A 22,295-nucleotide genomic window follows, 5' to 3' on the forward strand; every position below is an offset into this window, starting at 1 on the left:
TTTACTACATTTATTTATACCATACTCCTAACACCAAGCATCCACCTTCATATCAGATGGGTGCTGAATTATTTTTCGATTACCCTTATTCATCTTTTCTATATGCCTTAAAATAATGATGACCTATACGATCTTTTTCCGGTGGTAACTGCATATAATCACCATATGTATGACGCAAAACCTCATCATAATCTTTTGGTACACGGAATTGATATTTTTCAAATGGAACCATTATTGTTTCATCAAACCATTTACGTAAAAATATCTCTTTCTTTCCCCCTGAAAGCCATACGATACATCCAATATAGTTACTATCCTCATACTCCTTCAATTCAACAAGTTGATTAAGTTTTTTTTGAAAATAATCTTTCCCTATCAATTTAGATCCTATAAATATAGGATATTTTATAATTTTTCTAAATAATGATGTTGTGGTTTCAATGGCAAAATGTTCCCGTGTTGACTGGTAACAAAGCGAAGACAGTCTGTCCCCTTTCATACCGTAAGTAACCGCTTCTTTTTCAGTTGTTCCAAGTCCATCATATGGATATATGTCTATAAACACTCCCATACCATATGGTTTTTCATTCTCCATTTTTATTATATATCGGTCATCACTAATTCTCGTAATCATATATGGATATTCCTTACACTCCTCCAGATTAAATATACGTAAATCAGGATATTCTTCCCTATGTATCTTCATGTATTCTAAAAACCGATCATAATCCCTGCGCGGCATCATGATATCCACATCATCATCCCATGGAATATACCCATGATGCCGAATGGCTCCTATAAGAGTTCCATATATTAAAGAATATCTAAAATTCTGTTCTTCACATATTGTTGCAACTGTATGTAATATTTCAAGTGATACTAATTGTATTTCCCTTATCGTTAACTCTGTCATTTTTTCTTCTCCACACTTATCAACGGTTTCCTAACAAAATGGTCATTCTCAATTTTACAGCCATATTTTTATTCATATATCTTGTTTTAAAAGATGCTGCCAATCCTAATCGAGTAAATAAATTTCTTCTATATCCAGAAATTTTTTCTAACCATCTTTTTTCTTCTTTTCCTATCCTTGAACCATAAATTTTTAAAATCTGCTCGGCCTGACTATCTATTCCATTTTTTTCTCTGGTAACAATATCTCTGCATCTCGATGTTATCTTATTTAAAAATCCATAAGAAACACCAACAACATTGTTTTCGTGTTGGCGGTACAACATATAGGAATCCTCATCATACCGTATACTTCCTTTTACTGCCACACACACAAGTGCAATATAAAAATCATGCATAACCAGTCGTTCCGGAATACTATAATTCTGTATCATCTGAGCCAGAGCACAATTAAATATCATCGTACACCCAAGCAGCCCTCCTGCACAAGCCAATGTATAAATATCTGTCTTCGGATCACATTTATAAACATCTCTTCCTAAAGATTTGAGCTTATCGTCCACAAGCTCTGCATTGGAACAATACAGACTTGGCGTTTTAATATCCTTTATCTGCATTATCCCTGTCCACAATTTATCCGGCATCCAATAATCATCCTGATCCGCAAATGCATAATAATCATAATTTTCACAATGCTTTATTAAATCCATAAAACTTAATGCAGGTTTTAGATTTCTTCCTTCATACCAATGAAGCTTTTTTTCTATTTCATACTGCATCAAAATTTTCTTTGTCGCATCAGTCGACCCATCATCTCGAACCCATAAATCCAGTTCAAAGTTTCCTCTCTGGTTTAATATTGATTCAATCTGTTCTTTCATATAGTTTTCCCCATTATAGGTGGACATTAAAACCGCAACTCTCACTCCTGCTCTCCAAATAAGACCTGATAAAATGTATTTTTAATAGTTGTATCCGACTCTTCAAATTTATATGTTAATTTATGAAAGCTTGTCATTTCTTTTACCGCATTCGCAATTGTCTCGTCATACTCCTCGAACAGTCTCAACAACAAGATATGTGGTGTTGCATTGCTGAATGGTACAACTTTATTCCACTCATCTGGATATGCCTCTATTACCATTTGGAAAAACATATGAAATAAATAATAATGAACTAATTTCGTATTTTCCTTCCAATATTCATACAATAGAGCCCTCTCTAACACAAGCATTTGATTATTGGAACATGATGTAATAAACCAACTTGAAACCGCAGTACATTGACCATCCAACCCCGGTTTAAGATTCTGAAACATAAAAAGATCTGAATCAAATAAATAGTCTGGATATATTGGCGATGAACACCATACAGTTGCATCGATCCATGTTCCTCCATACTTAATTAATAATTCCAGGCGCAATAAATCTGACAGATGTGTTTTAGAAAAACATCCCTTTTCATATTTTTCCAAAATGTATGCTGGAAATTGGACATATTCCTTATAATTCTCTTCTGTGATTAAAATTATCCTCTTATCACGCAGATTACTTTTCAAGGATTCAAAACAATACTGCACCATTTTAGGTGCATGCTCCATGCCCTGAAACCAACATACCCAAACAATATCCGAATGTTCATGTAATATATTTTTTGTATCTTCTTTCTGTTGGTATTCACTAATAAACCTTTTATATTTCTTTTTTAATTTACAATATATCCGATTATCAACTGCCAATCGGACAATCTCAAGTGATTTTCTTGACAGACCTAATATTGCCGTTTCCAATAATGAAAACAGTATTACATGCGCCATGCAATACTGTTTCAATATCTCTATACCATTTACTTTTTTAAAAATTTTTTTAAATTCTTTCATATTATCCCTTTATTATCATAAAATTATATACACTTTCCACATATATTCTGTTTCTGTCATACTAATGATCCGGCAAAAATTTTCCATGCCTATTTTTAATCATATAGGAATTCATTTATTCTATCATTTAAATACATATGATAATAATACAATTTAGAATATTCCATATGCTTCCTAAATTCACGATTATAATAATAATGCGACATATGATATGATAATTCAACCAAATAATTTACGCTGTATTTTTTAGCTTCCGCTCTAAGTTTTCTTTTAGTATCCCATATTCCACCAATCACCCCACAACAAACCCCACATACATCCAATACTCTAGCAACCTCACTCGATACATTCATAAGTGATGTTGCCAATGTTGTTATCAATGGAAACATTACTGTTTTTGCACCATAAAATCCCTCAATCTTAATATCTCGCATTCGTTTCATATATTCATCTCGACATTTTTGAAAATCCTTAATTCTTTCATTAAATATGTCTGTAATTATTTTTTCATCATTAACATTCATAATTGTATCACTAAATTTTTGCATTTCATCAAAAAAAAGATGGCGTTCATCCTTCGATTTTTCTCTGAATGCAAGCAACTCTTTAGCCGATAAGCTTTCTATACCACGCGGTATAAAATTTGCAAAAGTTAATGCCCCCAATTTGGTTATGTTATCACCTTGATCATGATCAAGCAATTTTCCATTCGACTCCATAAAGTTCGAACATAACCACGAAAAATCATAATCTGACGCGAGTGTAATATTATTTTTTTTTGCAATATAATTTGATAAATAAATCATATATATATTTGCAAATTCTCTGGGCACATAATAAAATCCCTCATCATCCCGCTTATTACCTGCTATCAGTAATTCTCTCAATTGAACATCTGCTTTTCCTTCATGTAGTTTGACATAATTATTATCCATATAATCTGCCTCGGACAATGCGCATGCCCATTTTGATTTATCCATAACTTTTATAAAATCTTCAAATATTTCAGTTGCATACTTTTCTGGAGCAATATTCGCAATAACACTCTTGTCCTCTATAAGCGTTCTAATTTCATCTCTGTCATTTGGAATATATCCTTCAGGCACAATCCGATATACCTTGTCCCACAGCAGGCATGCATTCCAAAGCCATTCTTTATTAGCAAATTCTATTGTCGGGTAATATAATGTTGCATTATAATTCATCATTTTTCTCCTTAGCAAAGTTTGTCCTAAACTCAATAAAAAGTTTTAATCCTACAATTTTTTCTGAATAGTAATAGCGCCAACATTTCCATCAATGTATGTAACTCCATCCAAACCTGTAATGTTCACTTTATCTGGTGGATAACGTCTTATGAATCCATACTCCTGCACACCCTGGAACTGCAACCATCACTTCTTCTGTAATCTCCGACAAATCAACAGAATATTCTTCCGGTAATGGATTTTCCACATTCACCAATATCAAATTTTTCTGTTTATTGCGATCATATAATGTTTTACAAAATATTATTATATTCAATAAAATTAAAATGCACAACAAACTTATAATTTTTTTGCTTATTTTTTCATATATGCTTCAAACAATATATTCCTCATCTGATTATTTTTCCGTCTTCCGAAATGCCCAAAACTTATTCATAATAAAATTCAAAGGTACACTAACCAGCAAGTTAATAATCGGAGCAATTATTTTCGGAATACCAAAAACTTCTACCCATAATAATGACAAAATACTGTTCAGGAACAATCCAGTAAAAGCATATGATATATAAGTCTTTATCAAAGCGTGAACAATATTTCGTTCCTCATTATCTGCCTTTTCAAATACAAACTTATTATTCCAATAAAAAGACCACAAAACACTTAAAATAAATGCAATCACCTGTGCTGCGAGATAATCAACACTTGGTATCAGATTATTTTTTTGAAATAATATAAGTGTCACAACATAAATAACATACGATATAACTGTATTACTTAATCCTACAATTCCAAACTTAACAAATTGCATCAATGCTACCCATTGTGTTTCATTTATCTTCAATCGTAACAGTTTACATAAAATAAAATCTATCATTTTTTCAATAATTTCCCATAAATTCATAGCATTCTCTTTATCCTTTTCTTGTTCATTTCAATCTTTCTTCTAACTTACAATTTCGTTAAATATACTTTGCATTATCTCCCGAAACTCCTCATCCACCGGATCTTTAACCACTGACATTGCCGCATCAAAATTCGCTCTGGCCTGTTCCATGCCCTTTGCAATAGGAAATCTATCGGCATACCTGTTTAATATTTCTGCACTCTCATATAACATTTCCGCCATGTTCTGATCCGTATAGCCTTTTTCTATCCAATCTGCCAAACGCTCTTTTAATTTTTCCAGCTGATCTGCTTTTCCATAAGCTTTTGACAGCTTTTCCAGAACCAGTGCATTACTATCTTTCTGCAAATAATCCTCCAGCACTTCTATTCGTATGGTCGGTGGTAACGTACTGAAAAGGTATAATTCCGTATTGGTTCTCTCACTATTTCTGTTAATCCCATTTTTTCGAAAATACTGTTTCAGCCCTTCTACACCCAGCAACTCGCCCGCTTCCTGCTTCTTTGCGATTTTTTTCTTTGTCTCCTTTTTCAGCAAATACAAGCATATTGCTTTTTCCGGACTGTCTAACATTTTCTTAGGGAACACATTTGCCTTAGTCATATTGAATTCCCGGATCACAGCAAATTTCTCGTTATTTCCATCTTTGTATTCTCCCCAGACTGCTTTCACGTTCTCTTTTATCTGCTTCATTTTACAGGTGATCGCATATTGAAAAGAAACTTTTGCTTCATCGTACCCTTGTTCGATCAGAAACTGACTGATATATTTTTTTGCTTCCTCTGTTCCATAGTATGCATGCACTGTAATATCACACTGATTCTTTTTCATTACATCTGCAAGATCCATCCTGCATTCTGTTCCATTTTTAACGTACCTGTAAGACTGAATGCGGGTTTTAGCGTTATCTACTGCAACCGGATCTGCTCCATTCAGATCCAGATATGCGCTCAGCATCACCGTCGTTGCAGATCCTCTTTCGAAATTATCACTCAGAAATACGATATGTCGGATTGTTTTTTCTCCCAGCATGTACTTTTGTTGTCCTGCATCATATGTGATATGTGGTTCATACAATTCAAACTGATCTCTTCCCGCCTTTTTCTTCAGATATTTTAAAAATATACTTCCAAGTGTACTGTCTGCACTAAAGGAATCTTTTGGAACATACAATGTCTCTGCATCCTTCATCTGAAAATACTCATCATTTCTAATGTCGTGGAAATCAAGAAGCTGATGTTTCTTAAATATTTTCAAATAATCTTTGACATTTCCTGTATGAATTCCACTGTATATCATGTTATGTATCAGCCGATAACATATCTGTTCCTCAAAGCAGTTCTCCGGAAATATGTTTTCTGTAATACTTTCGGAAAGTCCGTCTTTATGAAGCATGATTCCATCTTTTATCCAATCATAGCTTCCTTCATCTACTTCTTTTACCGTATCATAATGCAGACAATTCTCCATTACCATCTGCAGCCCATAGATTGCTTTTAAAATCTTCTGATCTTCCAGATATACATTTCCATCCTCATCAACAATCACATAACATGACTGTCCTGTTTTCAGTTCATCCAATCCTGCATGCTGTACTGCTATTTCCGTTTCATTTACCGTACGGACAGGGTTTTCTTCCAGTAATATGATTCCCTTTGTTTTTGAATTTACTGCTGCCTCCTGTACAAGCACCTTTTTCCCTTGTATGTCATCATTCAATAAGTATAATAACTTGGATAATTCCAGATAAAATGGCAGATATTTCTGGGCACAGACAGTGTGCTTCTCTATTGACACTTCATCCTTATTTCCATCGTTTTTCCTTCTGACACAGTACCGCAGTTCCATATACATGCTATTCAATAATTCCCGCATAGCAGATGCTCTATCGTGAACAGACAAAAGCCAATTCTGTAATAATTGATTCTGATAAAAGTCTTCTTCGTTATATTCAAGACCGAATACTTTATCTTTTGTCTTATCGTCTATCTTAAGCAGTTGGACTATTGTTCCCACTGTAAGTCTGTTTAATATCCAGCTTGCACTTCTTTTGACCGAAAGATTTACATATCTTTCTAACAGAGCATCAGCTGTATCGACCGGAACCTCCCGCATGACATCTATCGCAAACCTGTCTTTGTTCGAGAAAGGATTCACTGATAAAAATTTTCCTTCCTGTTCCAGCAGATGATATTTTCCAAAAATATTTTTATATCCGGAATAAAAAAGCTTTAACAACTCCATTCTTTTCTCCGGCTGCTTTTGCATCACATCTTCAAAAGAAGCCCGTGCTGCACCTTCCGGTATATCAAGTTCCACATAATACCCTATCCGCCGCTCTTTATTCTTAAAGGAATTTTCATACTGTATATTCTCTGCACCTTTAAAATATTCAGGATCATTATGCCGGATCAATATCTTCCTTCTACTGGAATCTATAAAAATTATCACTCCGTTTTTTCGATAGTTATGTAAATCCTGCGTATCAAGCAGTTCACTCTGATTCTGCATATATTCAATAAATTTCAAATTACAGGCATTGACAATATCCGTCAGTATCTGCCTCTTCTGCTCCTCCTCATCAAAGAAATGCACTGCCAGATAAAGCACCTTGATATGTCCGGAATCAATATTGCTCATCTCTTCCACAAACTGTTCATCCTTGATAACCGAAACAAGCATATTTTCAATCGGAAAATATAGCTGTCCTTCAACTCTCAGATCAAAAATAAACTGTATCGTACCCAGATCCGTCCTTAAAGCACTCACCCTCTCAATGGCCTCATCCGTATTACTGAAGTCATTATCTCCCGTCAGACAATTGTGTCCTCTAAGGTACGACAAGAACATGATAACTGAAAACGCGGCTTCACTCACCTCTCGTTCCTTCGGTTCGCTGCAAATACCCTGTATATTATCGAATAACTGCCTGATATCCATCATGATTTCTTCTGGTATCTCGATCTCCTGACTGGCATATAGCAGCTGAATCTGTTTTAATATTTCATAATACAGATCTGCTATTTCTAATCTCTTCTCTGACAGCAATGCTATATCCAGCTCTTTCAAATACTGAACCGCATCTTTTATGTCCTTTTCCCTACATGTGCCCAGACGAAGACTCGCTGTTACACTCTTTATATTCTTCCCCATGTCTTTCCTCATCTACCATACTTCATCATAATCGCTTCTACAACAATACGGTCTTCTTCTGATAATGCTCCAAATTCAAAATCCTCATTCAGATAATACACAAACAGAACTTCTACTACCCTGTCCGATAATCTTCCTTCATTGATCAGATAATACATGGTGGCTATCAGATTGCTGAAATTCACCGTGTCAACCGGTATATTCTGAAACCACTGATTTTGCAGTGCATGCCATACCAGTTCTTCTCTCTCAAGAACAAATTCATAGAACTTCCGAAAGCCACGTCCCCTTCCAATCTCACTCTCCATAATCTGTCCACCAAAACTGTAAAAACACCTGTATTGTGCTTCCTCAAAGCTGTGACAACTATATATATAACTCAGATTATCTATCTGAAATGTGTCGCTTTCCAGGAAATGATTTATCCTGTCATTGCGTTCGTACTCCAATAATAAACCACTGTACTCGTTCTGAACCAGTTCGTAATTAAATTGATTCCTATGAAGCAGACTATTGCGATAGTCCTGATCGATATCTGCGATTTTCTGTGGGAAACGTGTCTTATTCCGGTTCAACGGCAAACTTGCCCTTGCAAATCCCGCAATCAATGCCTGATGCAGTTTGTAAGCTGTCTTCTCATCCCTTGAAAAAACCACAATATCATCTACATATCGTAAAATACGGTATTCACCTTTCTCTATATCTGTACACACCTTTTCTACAATATTATCCAGATACAATTCTGCCAATACTCTCGCATATGCAGGTCCCTGTGGGACACCTACCCTGCTTCCGCCTTGTATTTTCTTCATCAGTTCATCATTATAATAAGCCAGATATTCAAAATATCTTTTTGCCTTTTCGTTCAATTTTCCTTCCAGATGCCGGTATACATTCAACAGATCCACGTGATCATAACAGTGTTTCAGATCAATATAGCTCACATAATTCTGATCCATAAAAGGGATTTCCAGATAACACTTTATTTCTCTAATGTACCTGCTCCAAGACGAAAACCAGCTATGAAACAAATAATTATCTGACATATATGAGATCTGATAACTGTATGATTTCCAACCGTGTTTCCATTCCTTGCACATATCCAGCATAACAGCAGTTGTAATAATACGGTCACTTCTGCCAAGCGATACTAATAATCTTGTCTTATCCTCTTCCTTTCGAAGATAAGTTTTATATCCCATAGGCTTCCACTGTTCAAATGGCATCTCCCCTGCACGAAGTTTTTGCAGAAAATTATTGTACTGATATAATTCATAATTACTTACACGCATCAGTCCATTCATGATCTCTACCGGTATTACTTCATCATTGTCAACCACATACCTTTTCTCTTTTCGGATTATCTTCTTCAGATCAGAATAGCTGTCTCTCCAATCTCCGATATGACTTTTCTCTGTCTCTATCCTCTTTGGTTTTTCCATTCCTGCACGCCTGAGCAGATACTCATACCCTGTTTCTTCCTGTTCTAAGGTATCTTCCATCTCCAGATTATAAATCTGATATAAATAATCAAACGTTGCCGGATAATAATCTTTTCTATGCTTTCGTATATTTTCCCGGGTAGTCGATTCATCATAGCCCGGATATCTGTTCAGAATTGTGAGCAATATTTCCCCATCTGAATCGAGGCGTCCAAGCGTTCCCAACAGTACAAACCAGTCCTGCTCCTGCTGCTGTCCTCTCCTCATCCGTTCAAAAATCATTCTGAAAACCAATATCTCAGAAAGATAAGAAATCACCTGTTCCGGTGACATGCAAAACCCTTCTGACACCTCATATTGAACATACAGCTTCTGATTCTGCCTGGGTTCGTCCATATGCAGCTTGTGGCATAACTCTTCGGCATTCTCCAATCTTACCTTCTGCATAATCAGATACTGGTCACAATAAAACTCTTCAGATTCTATATCATATCTGGTTTCAAATCCGCCTTCAAACAGATACGATCTGCTTCCATTCTGATGCCATGATAATGGGAATTTGACCTGTTTGCCAACTATATTTGTAGAACTTGCTCTTGCAGCCGGGAATCGGTCTAATCCCCACTTTTCATTGTCCACTCCATCTTTTAATTCCGGAATCTGGTTCAAAATTGTATTTACAATATCATATCCTAATTCTTTTGTGATCATCTCTTCGAATAGAATCCAGATGTGTATGCCTCGTCTGCCGGAAAATTCCTGTAAATAATGAATATCATTTTTCGTCAGGAAATCTATCAATGGAGTTATACATATACTGTATAACTCCTGAATATCCGGATTTTCTTTCTCGTTACAGTCAAAATCAAAACAAATCCAACGTATCCGGTTCGTTCTGTATTTCTGCTGATAACAGCCCAATGATCCTTTTTGCGATAACATATTTTGTAACAGAAATGGTGTGACCGGGATATATTCTGCATAATAATTTCCATCTCTACCCTGCACAGCAACTGCTGTTGTGTTCACAACAAAGAGCTCGTATTCTTTCTGCGCTAACTGTTCTATTATTTTATTCAATCTGTTCTTCTCCCAAGTACGTAAGCGCTCAATATTACAACGCTAGATTTTAATTAACGCTTGCACCTTTTGCTAGATGCAAGCGTTTTACTACATTTTAGTTTTTGCAAACAGTTTGAACTTCTTCACTCCACGGAGTCAAAGCCTCAAGCTGTTTATAGTGGCTCAGTTGTCAAGACAAAAATCTAAGATTTTTGTCTTGACAACTGAGCCACTATAACTCTCAAGAACTTTGATTCTTCGTTTCATATTGGGAGTCATCAAGAATTGATTTTTTAGGCAATTCATACTATATTAGATTAAATTTCTATTTTGTAGAATCTAATTCTACAAAATAGAAATTATCCTTACAAAGTCAAATTTACTATTTCAACTCACCTATAGTTAATGTTGGATAACCACTTATTTCTGTTTTCCAATATCGTAGCGTGATTCTCCTCATCCATTCGTCATATTCTTTTTCTGTTACTGCTCCGTCATTATCTTGTTCGTCTTCTAAATAGTTACTAGAATACTTATTTACAATATCAATATAACTATTTAGTCTATTTATAACCTCTGAGGACAACATGTATTTTTGTGTACAATAAGTAACTGAATTATCTCCGTATGAATTAATGATTTCAGTATGAATTCCATCGATTTGCGAAATAACATTCTTTGTATATCCTGCTCCATACGATATTGCCCCTGCTGCATCAATGCCTAAACATTCATTTATACTTATGCAATTTACTATTTTTCCTTCAAAATTATCAGCAATACCGCCAGCTCTTAGTCCGTTTATAACAGAAGATGTAGTATAGCAATTAATTATCATTGCTTCGCTACTTGCTGCATGCGATGAAATAACCCCAACACAGCTGCCTGATACATAGCTATTTATTACCCCTAAATTGCAAACTATACCTCCCAATTGACCAAACAATCCAACATTTTCTCCTTCATGAATACATGTCATATTTTTTATCACATGTCCATTTCCATCATATATTCCTCTAAAGTAAAATCCACTATCATATTTTCCTATTGGATTCCAATTATCAATTGAAGACAAATCTATATCTTTTGTTTGAATAAAATAAACGTTAGAATAATCATTACCATTTTCTACAGATCTTTGCAAAAATAATAAATCCTCGACACTGTCTATTTCATATGGTGACTCTTTGGTTCCTTTCCCTCTATACGAATATTCTTCGGAAAAATCATTATCTGTCTTATAATACAATAACAAACTATTATTCTTTGTAGATTTTATCCTACCATAAAATGTATAACCATGCTGAGTTGCAAAATTCAGTAAAAATTGTTTCATTTTTCTCGTAGCTGAAATTTCGCCTGCTCTGAACAGCTTTTCATGTGAGTTATATGCATATTCTGATGTTTCGTATATAATAATTGCCTTAGGTGGTTTATTTTTTAATATTTTGATATCGTTATCTATTGATTTATCTGATGCGACATCAAACCATTGTACTTTTGCACGCACCCCTGGATCCATTCGATTACATATATAATAAAAACTCGGAATTTGAGGAAAACAATAAATTGAGTCCTTTTCATCCGTGTTCTGCGTCACAATATGATATACTGTTTCATATGCATTTAGTGTTTCATATGACAATCCAATTCCTTCAAATACTTCAATATCATTTGAAAGATATACACTTTCTTGCAACGATGATTCATCCATCCCCCACCAATTATATGTATAATTCATTTTTTTTGCTGCACATTGTAATGTCAACAAAAAACATACCAATATAACTGCTAACTTTAAAACATTAGAAAATCTAAACTCTAAGTTATTGAGTAATATTGCTATTGCAAATGCAACACCTAGTGTTCCTTGGCCTTCTGACAATCCTCCAGACATACCACATCCCCAAGAAATTGCAAAATATGCACCTGTAATAGTAATATATAACAATTTATAATTAGATATCTCCTTATTGTTAACCGCATCAATAATTACATTTATAACATAGTAAATAAATATAGGAATAATAATTAAAAAGATACTATACGGACTTAAATATGTATGTCCATCTAACAATTTCGATATCCTGTCTACCTTTGCAAAAACTATAAAACTTATAATACATAGAATTCCAAACAAATATATTTTCGCTTTTTTCGTAACCATTGTTTATTAATTGCATTCTTTTCATCCTTCTTTTTTTATAATTGCAGATACAATGATACATGCTAGACATATAATTGAAAATTTACTTGTATTTATAAAGGATGACATATTATTTATTATCCAATTGAATAAAATATGGAGTATTCCTCCTTTTGCTGCAACAGCTTCACCCCCTGTTTGATTAAAAAAGGGAATCAGACTCCCATTTATTAACATAAAAATTATGGTAATAAAAATTGGCACAATTGAACCTGTAATAAAATATATTAATTTCTCTTTAACGCTTCTACGTAAAACCAAACTTACAGAACAAATTAATATTATACTATATATCCAAAATAATAAGCCCATATTTTGTTTTGTAAGTATAAATAATGATGTTGCTATTCCTGCTAGAATAAAATACTTCTTTCTGTCATCATTTTTTATTGCTTTTATCAAAAAATAAGTAGCTGCACATGAAAAAATATCCACCATTCTTACATAATCATAAAACACTTGTACAACTTCTGATTGCATATACATAACTGAAGTGATAGTTGCGATTACAGCTATTTCTTCATTAAAGAGTTCTTTTAAAGAAAGATATACAAATGTACCAATTAAACAAAAAATATTATGCCTACTATTCTAAGAATTATTACTTTATATCCAAAAATTTTTGTTATTAAAGCGATAAAATAAATGTATAACGGTGTAAATAAATAATCAAAATCTTTATATACAACTTCTCCTCTATTAATGCATTTTGCATAATAACTATACCACCCCTCTGCAAATGGCATAGTTTGATTATAAAGTATTCCTGCATAACATGCACAAACACTAAGTATGATAAGTAAATATCTTAATTCATATATCTTTTTACCAATTTTTCTCATTTTTGTATTTGTCCTAACTTTCTCCCCGAATTATTTTTCACCATAATTTGTTTAAAAAAACTAAAAATCGTATAGCAAATTAATATTAAAATTATAATTTGAAATCTTATATATTTTAATAATATATTTGTTTCAGATGACATATTCCCCAATGGTAATAAGCATACTAATAAAGAAAGTGCAATAACAATACTCGTATTTTCCCTATTAATAACCTTATCCTCATCATGAATTAATACACACAGTGGCAACAGCATAAAAATAATCATATATATCTCTTGATTTGAAAATACAACCATAGCCAAACAACATGCCATAATTTTTTGCCAATTTTTTTCAATATAAAACCGCACCCAAGCAAAACTAATGCAGAAACAATATTAAGTTTTTGTCCTACTGTGATAATTAATTCTACATCTAATTCCTTTTTCCAAATTAACTGGAATGGAATTATAATAGTATTAAATATTTTATCAAACGAAAATCCGTTGTAAGATAACTCTGTAATATTTTGAAATTTAAATAATGTATTAAAAAAAATAGGAAGACCAGACAACTTTTCTTGAAATGCAAAAAATGGAACAATAAACATTATTATTCCATAGATGACTGTTCTTATTGCACGTTTATACTCTTTATTATAAAGAAGTAAAAATCCTAAAAATGCCGGATAAATTTTTAATCCAGCTGCAAATGCCAAACTCATCAAAGCAATTTCACGCATATATTTATTTTTAGAATTTTGAAAAAACACAAACATCATACTACAAATAAAAGAATATATTACAATATTTCCTCTCTCATAAGCATATAACATTCCATAATTAAAGATAATACCAAAACACATTATATATGAAGTTTTTTTATTTTCATAATAATTATTAACTATAATCCATATTAGCATTACAGAAATAATAATATAACAAATAAACAAAAACATTGGTGTCTGGGAAACACGTAAATCAATTGATGTACCTCTCGCTCCTATTCCACTTTCAAATGTATCTGCCCATTGCTCGCTTACGCTTTTAGGGATCATGTGAAAAAGAAAATAGAAAATACAATTTGCCAATGGCGGATACAAGGTGTTCCATACCTCGTATGGGGCTCGTCCTCTTGTATACTCTATGCTATGAAAAAAATCCATACCTGTATCAAGTGTATCATAAAAAAAAATTTCAGCAAAAATATCCCCATGTGATAACTGCATACAAATAGTCGTAATTATAAATCCTATAAATAAAATCACACCAAATACTTTACTGTTTGCTTTTATTTTCATATATTTATTCACATTTCTCCTACATCTAATCTAAATACTCATTTTTTGAAATTAATTCGTTCCTCTTCGATAACTAATGGTCGATTCATAACTCTTTGATTAATACTTAAAACATATTCTCCAATAAAACCAAGGAAAAATAGTTGTACAGAACCCAAGAAAAACATTCCAATTAAGACAGGTGCCATTCCAGCAGCAAACGTATCCCATAGAACAAGTTTCATTATAAGATAAATCAAACCAATTACTGCACTGATTGCTCCACATCCCATTCCAAGAAATGTTGCCATTCTCAAGCCAATCTTTGTATAAGAAGTAAAGCTAAGCATTGCTGCATCATATAACCGCAAGAAATTATTATGTGTCTTTCCTGCTCTTCTTTCCGGCTGTTCATAAGGAATCTCTTTCCTCTTATATCCAAGTTCTGCCACAATCCCACGCAGGAATGGAGTTGGATCTTTTAAATCTCTCAATACCTGTATAAAATCTTTATCATAAAGACCTGAACCTGTAAAATGTTCGATTTGTTCAACATCCGAAAACTTTTTAATCATTTTGTAATATACGCTACGCAAATGATACATAATAGGATTTTCTTTACTGCTTGTCTTTATTCCAATAACAATTTTATATCCTTGCTCCCAGGCTTCAAGATACTGTGGTATCAATTCTACAGGATCCTGAAAATCGCATACCATACTAATTGTGCAATCACCTGTTGTCTGCAACATTCCATAATAAGGTGAGTTGAATTGTCCAAAATTCTTTGCATTAAAAATAGCTTTTATATGTTCGTTATTTTTGCAGATTTCTCTCAAAATAGGTCTTGTCTGATCCGAGGAATCATTATCGATAAATAATAATTCATAATCATACTGTGTTAACTGCTTCTCAAATAAATCAACAATTGCCTCGCTCATCGGCCTTACATTTTCCTGTTCATTATAGCAAGGAATTAATATACTAACTTTTTTCATAATATTATCTACCTTTATACCATTCTATTGTCTCTTTAATTCCTTCTTCAAAAGAATATTGCGGTATAAAACCTGTATCATTTGTCAAATCAGAAATATCTGCACACAAATGCATCACCTGTTTGGGAGCATATGCAATTTCACCAAAACCTAACGGCAGCTCTGTTGAAATTGAATCTCTAAGAACCTTAACATACTCTGCCAAACATCTTGTTTTTCCACTTCCTATGCAATAAACTTTTCCAGATACTCCTTTTTCTCCTAAAAGATACATCGCATAACCTGCATCCTTAGAATATAAATAATCCCATTGTTGCTCGCCTTTTGTAAGTGCAGGTTTTTCACCTCTTAGTAATTTCCCAATAGAAGACATAATCATTGTGTTCTCACCATCATATGGTCCATATATGCTCAATATTCTTGTCCATATATGTTCTATTTGCTTCTGCTCACACAATATTCGACTCATTTGCCCTGCACACAATTTTGCTATACCATATCCATTTTCCGGGAATACTGGTGTTGATGCACTCAATACTCCTTCAACTCTTCCATATTCAGCCTGTGAACCAGCACCTACAAATTTCTTACATCCGATTCTTGACGCAAGTTCTACCGCATCCAATGTATATTGTATATTCTGGAGTTGTCCTTGCATGTTATTTCTTGAATTTCCAAAGGTTCCATCCCATCCAAGATGATAAAAAACATCATAATTCTTACCATCCAAATAATTTGGAACTTTATCTAGTTCATTCAAATTCAATTTCAATTTTGTAACCAATGGATGCGTTGGAATATTATCAGTTCTTTTCGAATCTGGTCTTACAATTGCCAAGACCTCTATTCCATTACTTATTAAATGCTCTATTAAAGCTGTTCCTATTGAACCTGTAGGTCCGGTTATCACAGCACTTTTCATATGTACTTCTCCCTTAAAAGATTATTCTTCTTTTATCATTGTAGCTTCTGATTTAATCTTCTCAAATTCCTCTCTGTCTAAAAAAGGAGCCATATCATCAAGTGATGGTGATGTAATTCTTCCATCCGGAAGCACCTTTGATGATGACTTTGGAGCAAAATTCTGACTTGGATCTACTATCGCTTCACAAATACATGCTCCTTCGCAATTAAGTGCCTCTTCTAACACCTGACTGCAGTTTTCTTCATTATCTAAAACGTAATACTTCATTCCAAATGCCTGTGCTAAAACTTTAAAATCTGGGAATCCTACTCCACTCTTTTCATCTATACCTATAAACGGTGGCTGGAACAAGTTTGTCTGAGTCTGTCTGATTGAATGATATCCATTATTATTTAAAAGTATTATTTTAATATCTAAGTTATTTTGTACAATGGTCGCAAGCTCTTGCACATTCATCATGATGCTTCCATCACCATCAATGCAAATTGTTCTTCTGGAATTATCGGAAACCGCAACACCTAATGCAGCCGGAAGGCCATAACCCATTGCAGCACAGCCTGAATTGGTAAACATTCTCTGTCCCTGTTTAATCTTTCCTGCCTGGAAAGTTATAACACATGCACTGCCATTTCCGCAAATAATCCGATCATTATTATTTAAATGATCAAACAGCTTATCCATAAAGATATATGGATTAATTACACCGCCATCGTTTCTATGGTATTCTTTACAAGCTGCCGGATACTCTTTCATAAGATTCTGACACCATACCAACCATTTCTTATGCTTTGTTTCTGCATTATAATCAGAATCCAGCATCTTAGATATTAAATCCTTTACATCCGCATTTACTGGCATATCCGGACGAATTGTTGGTTTTACAAGTTCTCTTGGGTCGATATCTACAATAATTTTATATGCATTCTTTGCAAAATCATAATGATTATATCCAATCATTCTAATATTCAGTCTGCAACCTAAACTCAAAAGCAAATCACAATTTTGAATTGCAAAATTTCCTGGTCTGGTGCCAACTGTTCCCGGCATTCCTGCAAAGTATGGACTATCTGCTGCCAATACATCATTTGCATTCCAAGCAGTTACCACTGGAATCTGTAATTTGTCTAATAATTTAAGTAACAGTTCTTCTGCTCCACCCAAACGAATTCCTGTACCAACTAAAATTAATGGTGCTTTTGCTTTTTTGATTTTTTCCAAAATAGTATCTACAACTTCAAGTTTAACTTCAGGCACTTGCCATGGTTTTTCCTCTGCAGGGTTAAAGTGAATTAACTCTTCAGTTTCAATCATTGCCCCCTGAACATCAAGTGGTACGTCAATCCATACTGGACCACCTCTTCCATTTAATGCGAGATAAAGTGCCTTCTCCATATGATAAGCAACCTCTTTTGGGTTAGTCAGCATTACTGCATACTTTGTCATATTTGATACAGAATTAATTATGTCAAACTCCTGATCTCCAAGTTGTCTAAGTCCCAATTCCTGGCATGACCATGTTGTTGTTTCTCTTTTTACCTGACCCGAGATTACAAACATTGGGATTGAATCTAACCATCCTCCCATTACGCCCGTAATTGCATTTGTTCCACCTGGTCCGCTAGTAACACATACAGCTGCAAGCTTTCCAGTCATTCTTGTATAGCCTTCCGCTGCTATTGAGCACGCCTGTTCATGATGGTTAAACACACAATGCATTCCCTCCTGATGACCAATTGCATCATCCAAATGCATTGCTCCTCCTCCAGTTACCATGAAACAATCTGTAATTCCATTATCTACCAAAAACTGTGATATGAATTTAGCTACTTTAATCTTCATATTTTACTTATCTCCTACTAAAAGTGAAACTAACTCCTGTGTGCTATCTGCACTTCCAACATTTTTATACTTACAAATATCTTCTTTTTTGCTGAAACCAAAGCCATAAGTTACACCTATAAATTGTGTTCCTATTTCTTGTGCTCCTATTGCATCATTGTCACTATCCCCGATCATAATTGCATTGGAAAAATCTTTCACGCCACAATCTTTCAACGCAAGTTCTATGATATCTCTCTTTTTTAGCTTATTTTCGTGATCTGCTCCATAAATAATATCTGTATATTTATCAAAACCAAAGTGATGCATAATCTTTGTAGCATAATCCTGTCGTTTATATGTTGCAATTGCAACTTTTTTACCTTCTTTTATTAATGCCTCAAAAACACTATATATTCCTTCATATGGCACTGCCTTTAAAAGATCAACATCTTTGTATTGATTTCTAAATGTAGTAGCCAACTCTTGTAATATATCTCCTTTGAGTCCATATACCTTAGAAAAGGAATTCTGAATCGGAGGACCTATAAAAGTTTTTAGTACTTCTTCATCTACCTCTGGAAGATTATGTTCTTTTATTGTATATTTCACTGATGCCAACACACCTTCTGATGTGTCAAGTAATGTGCCATCTACATCAAATACAACCACATCAAAATGCTGCACTGTTTACATCCTCCACTTGATCATATAATGAAAAGGTCAAAAATTAATGTTCATCGTTCTACGATATTCATAAATTGACTCTCTCATATGCTGATTTAAATTCGAAGCTTCCTTTTTAACAAAATAGTATTCCATCTCCGGATTTAAATAATTATCTTCTTTTTCTGAATACCCGTCAAAACCAGCACATGTCACACTGACAATACCAATTTCATCTAACAATTTTATCATCATTAAAAATGAGCTATCTTTAATTTTTTGATTATTTTCAAGAAGCGGTGCCCGATTAATATGATATTCGAACTTTCCATTTCTACATTCTACATTCGTTGTCGCAATAATGGTAACATTTTTGTTTTTTCTTTTTCCATAACGGTTACTAGCTGCCGATATCTCTTAACATTAGTCACAAATACACTATCTACATCAATCGATTCCGGTATATAGTTTATTGAAATCACATATGGATTTTCTTCTTTTATATACTTCTCAATTTTTTCTGACTGTAAACCAATATTTTTTCCAGGTCCAACAAGCAGTATAGAACGATTTTTCAATATTTCCTTTAGTTTTTGTTTATCAGCTTCATCACAACAGTTTGTTGACATATAAGACGTATATAATTCATCTGCACTTTTTTTATCATATAATAACTTTTTCGGAACAGGTTCAATTTCTGATAAAATGTCATTCAGTTTAGAAATGGACAGATTTTCCTTTTTCTCATAATATGACAGATAACTCGGATGACATTTATTCAATGCACACAAATAAAAGAACATCTTGTATCCCCAAGGAGACTGTTCAAAAAAATCCATTATGCTTTCTTCAACAGACTCGAGCATTGCATTAATCTGATAATTTTTATTAAAATCCTCATTTAATGACATTGCTAGAAGCTCGATTGGTGCATTTCCGGCACTTTTTCCCATACCAAATAATGTTCCATCTACAACAATGTCATGCTTTTTATTTGGTTTGCTAACAAATGCAAGTGCATTAGCATACGCTAGCTGAAAATTATTATGTGCATGAAATCCTATTTGCACTTCTGGGTATACATATTCATCGAGTATTTCATAATACTCTAACAAAGTATTTGGTTTCAATAATCCATATGTGTCCACCATTGAGACAGCATATGGCTTAACATCATTTACAAGTTCAATTAATTCTAACATTGACTCTTTTGTGTATGTTGTTACTGAAACAAGCTGTGCAAATACCTTATATCCCAATTTTTTAATCTGCCGGCAATATTCCATTGCTTCTTTCATAAGATGCTCTTTAAAAATAACTCTAATACCATCTAAAAAGCTATCACAACAAGGTTGTATATTCGATATATCACATGTTCCATAATCTATCATACCTACAACCATTACATTTTTGTGTTCAACGTCTTTCCATATTTTCTCAGCACACGCTGTATTAGGCATGATGCTCCTGTCAATATCAAAAGGTCTTCTGTCATCCAAAAATCCAATCTCAATAATATCAACATTTGCATCCACTAATCTTTCAAATATTCCAACTAAATTATCATGACCAAATTTCCAGTCATTTACATATCCGCCATCACGTAATGTACAATCCAAAAGTCTGATGTTGCTCATTTTTGTTTCCTTCCAATCGTTAGCCTTTTACTGATTAACTGCTTCCTTTATTACCTTAGCCATATAATCAATTTTTTCATCTGTCATTCCTGGATATACTCCAACCCAGAATGTATGAGACATAATAAAGTCTGTATTTTTTAACTCACCAATAACTCGATATGCATCTGTTCCACGAATTTGGTCAAAGCATGGATGTTTTATTAAGTTACCACTAAAAAGAAGTCTTGTCTGAACATTATGCTCTTCAATATACTTTGTAACCTTATTTCTATCCAGTCCGCTATCTTCTCTGACACTTATAAGGAAACCAAACCATGATGGTTCAGAATTTTCTGCTGGTTCGGGTAAAATAATCTTATCAGATACTTCTTCAAGATTTTTTCTTAATCTATCCCAATTATATCTACGTCTTTCAATAAAGGAAGGGAATTTCTTTAACTGTTCGCATCCAACAGCGGCCTGCATATCTGTAACCTTGAGGTTGTATCCAAAATGACTATATACATATTTATGATCATATCCTACCGGAAGTTCTCCGTACTGACCATCAAATCTGTGTTTACAGAAATTATCCTGTCCTGAAGGACAAATGCAGTCTCTTCCCCAGTCTCTGAAAGAAAGAATCAATCTGTGAAGTTCTGGATTATTTGTATATACACAACCGCCTTCTCCCATTGTCATATGATGTGGTGGATAGAATGAACTGGTTCCTATATCACCCCATGTACCTGAGAATCTTGTCTCACCATCAATTGTATACTTTGTTCCGAGAGCATCACAGTTATCTTCTACCAGCCATAAGTTATGTTTGTTACAGAACTCTCTGACATGCTTCAGATCAAATGGATTACCAAGTGTATGAGCAATCATTACTGCTTTTGTCTTTGGGCTGAGTGCTGCTTCAAGCTGTGCAACATCGATATTATACTGTGGGACAGTCACATCAACAAACACCGGTACTGCACCATACTGGATAGCTGGTGTCACTGTTGTAGGGAATCCACAAGCCACCGTAATCACTTCATCTCCCTTTTTAATCTGTCTGTCACCGAGTTCTGGTGCAGTAAGAGCCATAAATGCGATAAGGTTTGCTGATGAACCTGAATTAACTAAATGTGCATACTTGGCACCGATCCAATTAGCAAATTCTTTTTCAAACTGATCCGAAAATCTTCCTGTTGTGAGCCAGAAATCAAGTGTAGCATCTGTAAGAGCCATCATCTCTTTTTCATCATACACACGGGAAGCATATGAAATTCTGTCTCCAGGTGTAAACTCTTTATCTTGCTCAGTTTTCTTAAAATCTTTATAATATTCTGCAACAAGTGCTTTAATTTGTTCTCTTGCTTCTGATTCATTATTCCAATTAGACATTTCAA

Annotated in this window: 19 protein-coding genes; all 19 read right to left on the minus strand. The window is 33.9% G+C overall.

Annotation, left to right across the window (positions count from 1 at the left end):
• Positions 1-85: 85 nt before the first annotated feature.
• The 19 genes from ROSEINA2194_RS11080 to rfbH all read right to left on the minus strand — a co-directional run bounded on the left by ROSEINA2194_RS11080 (position 86) and on the right by rfbH (position 22,290).
• The gene (locus tag ROSEINA2194_RS11080) at positions 86-913 is read right to left on the minus strand and encodes a LicD family protein (protein ID WP_007886842.1); all 828 of its coding nucleotides are present in this window, start codon (positions 911-913) and stop codon (positions 86-88) included.
• A gap of 19 nt (positions 914-932) precedes the next feature.
• Positions 933-1,838 (minus strand): glycosyltransferase, encoded by a 906-nt coding sequence (locus tag ROSEINA2194_RS11085; RefSeq protein WP_007886843.1) that lies wholly within the window; start codon positions 1,836-1,838, stop codon positions 933-935.
• Positions 1,835-2,791, minus strand: coding sequence for a capsular polysaccharide synthesis protein (locus tag ROSEINA2194_RS11090; RefSeq protein WP_007886844.1), 957 nt, complete (start codon positions 2,789-2,791; stop codon positions 1,835-1,837). Before ROSEINA2194_RS11090 ends, ROSEINA2194_RS11085 begins: the two co-directional genes overlap by 4 nt.
• Before the next feature lie 95 nt (positions 2,792-2,886).
• Complete coding sequence (locus ROSEINA2194_RS11095; protein ID WP_007886845.1) at positions 2,887-3,999, minus strand: hypothetical protein; 1,113 nt, start codon at positions 3,997-3,999, stop codon at positions 2,887-2,889.
• 127 nt (positions 4,000-4,126) lie between these two features.
• Positions 4,127-4,261 carry a hypothetical protein gene (locus ROSEINA2194_RS22530; protein WP_265336040.1) on the minus strand — a complete coding sequence of 45 codons (135 nt, stop codon included), beginning with the start codon at positions 4,259-4,261 and terminating at the stop codon, positions 4,127-4,129.
• 135 nt (positions 4,262-4,396) lie between these two features.
• Positions 4,397-4,900 (minus strand): GtrA family protein, encoded by a 504-nt coding sequence (locus ROSEINA2194_RS11100; protein ID WP_007886847.1) that lies wholly within the window; start codon positions 4,898-4,900, stop codon positions 4,397-4,399.
• A 42-nt stretch (positions 4,901-4,942) separates the two neighbouring features.
• A complete protein-coding gene (locus ROSEINA2194_RS11105; RefSeq protein WP_172727101.1) occupies positions 4,943-8,056 on the minus strand; it encodes a hypothetical protein in 3,114 nt (1,037 codons plus the stop codon).
• Positions 8,057-8,064: 8 nt separating this feature from the next.
• Positions 8,065-10,578 (minus strand): reverse transcriptase domain-containing protein, encoded by a 2,514-nt coding sequence (locus ROSEINA2194_RS11110; RefSeq protein WP_007886851.1) that lies wholly within the window; start codon positions 10,576-10,578, stop codon positions 8,065-8,067.
• A gap of 364 nt (positions 10,579-10,942) precedes the next feature.
• Positions 10,943-12,637 carry a hypothetical protein gene (locus ROSEINA2194_RS11115; RefSeq protein WP_172727102.1) on the minus strand — a complete coding sequence of 565 codons (1,695 nt, stop codon included), beginning with the start codon at positions 12,635-12,637 and terminating at the stop codon, positions 10,943-10,945.
• Between the two features lie 111 nt (positions 12,638-12,748).
• Positions 12,749-13,342: a glycosyltransferase family 39 protein gene (locus ROSEINA2194_RS11120; protein WP_081453906.1), complete on the minus strand. Its 594-nt coding sequence runs from the start codon at positions 13,340-13,342 to the stop codon at positions 12,749-12,751.
• Positions 13,330-13,608 (minus strand): putative hexosyltransferase, encoded by a 279-nt coding sequence (locus ROSEINA2194_RS11125; RefSeq protein WP_007886856.1) that lies wholly within the window; start codon positions 13,606-13,608, stop codon positions 13,330-13,332. Before ROSEINA2194_RS11125 ends, ROSEINA2194_RS11120 begins: the two co-directional genes overlap by 13 nt.
• Positions 13,609-13,873: 265 nt before the next feature.
• Entirely contained in the window at positions 13,874-14,902 is a 1,029-nt protein-coding gene (locus tag ROSEINA2194_RS11135; protein ID WP_172727103.1) for a glycosyltransferase 87 family protein, read from the minus strand.
• Positions 14,903-14,928: 26 nt separating this feature from the next.
• Complete coding sequence (locus tag ROSEINA2194_RS11140) at positions 14,929-15,867, minus strand: glycosyltransferase family 2 protein (protein WP_007886861.1); 939 nt, start codon at positions 15,865-15,867, stop codon at positions 14,929-14,931.
• A gap of 4 nt (positions 15,868-15,871) precedes the next feature.
• A complete protein-coding gene (locus tag ROSEINA2194_RS11145; RefSeq protein WP_007886862.1) occupies positions 15,872-16,789 on the minus strand; it encodes an NAD-dependent epimerase/dehydratase family protein in 918 nt (305 codons plus the stop codon).
• A 21-nt stretch (positions 16,790-16,810) separates the two neighbouring features.
• Positions 16,811-18,631 (minus strand): thiamine pyrophosphate-binding protein, encoded by a 1,821-nt coding sequence (locus ROSEINA2194_RS11150; protein WP_007886863.1) that lies wholly within the window; start codon positions 18,629-18,631, stop codon positions 16,811-16,813.
• 3 nt (positions 18,632-18,634) lie between these two features.
• Complete coding sequence (locus ROSEINA2194_RS11155; RefSeq protein ID WP_007886864.1) at positions 18,635-19,297, minus strand: HAD hydrolase-like protein; 663 nt, start codon at positions 19,295-19,297, stop codon at positions 18,635-18,637.
• A gap of 36 nt (positions 19,298-19,333) precedes the next feature.
• Complete coding sequence (locus ROSEINA2194_RS22065) at positions 19,334-19,531, minus strand: hypothetical protein (protein ID WP_007886869.1); 198 nt, start codon at positions 19,529-19,531, stop codon at positions 19,334-19,336.
• Positions 19,532-19,617: 86 nt separating this feature from the next.
• A complete protein-coding gene (locus tag ROSEINA2194_RS11160; protein ID WP_007886871.1) occupies positions 19,618-20,913 on the minus strand; it encodes an aldolase catalytic domain-containing protein in 1,296 nt (431 codons plus the stop codon).
• Between the two features lie 27 nt (positions 20,914-20,940).
• Positions 20,941-22,290: a lipopolysaccharide biosynthesis protein RfbH gene (gene rfbH / locus ROSEINA2194_RS11165; RefSeq protein ID WP_007886877.1), complete on the minus strand. Its 1,350-nt coding sequence runs from the start codon at positions 22,288-22,290 to the stop codon at positions 20,941-20,943.
• Between the last annotated feature and the right edge of the window lie 5 nt (positions 22,291-22,295).

Source organism: Roseburia inulinivorans DSM 16841, assembly GCF_000174195.1.
Lineage (GTDB): Bacteria > Bacillota > Clostridia > Lachnospirales > Lachnospiraceae > Roseburia > Roseburia inulinivorans.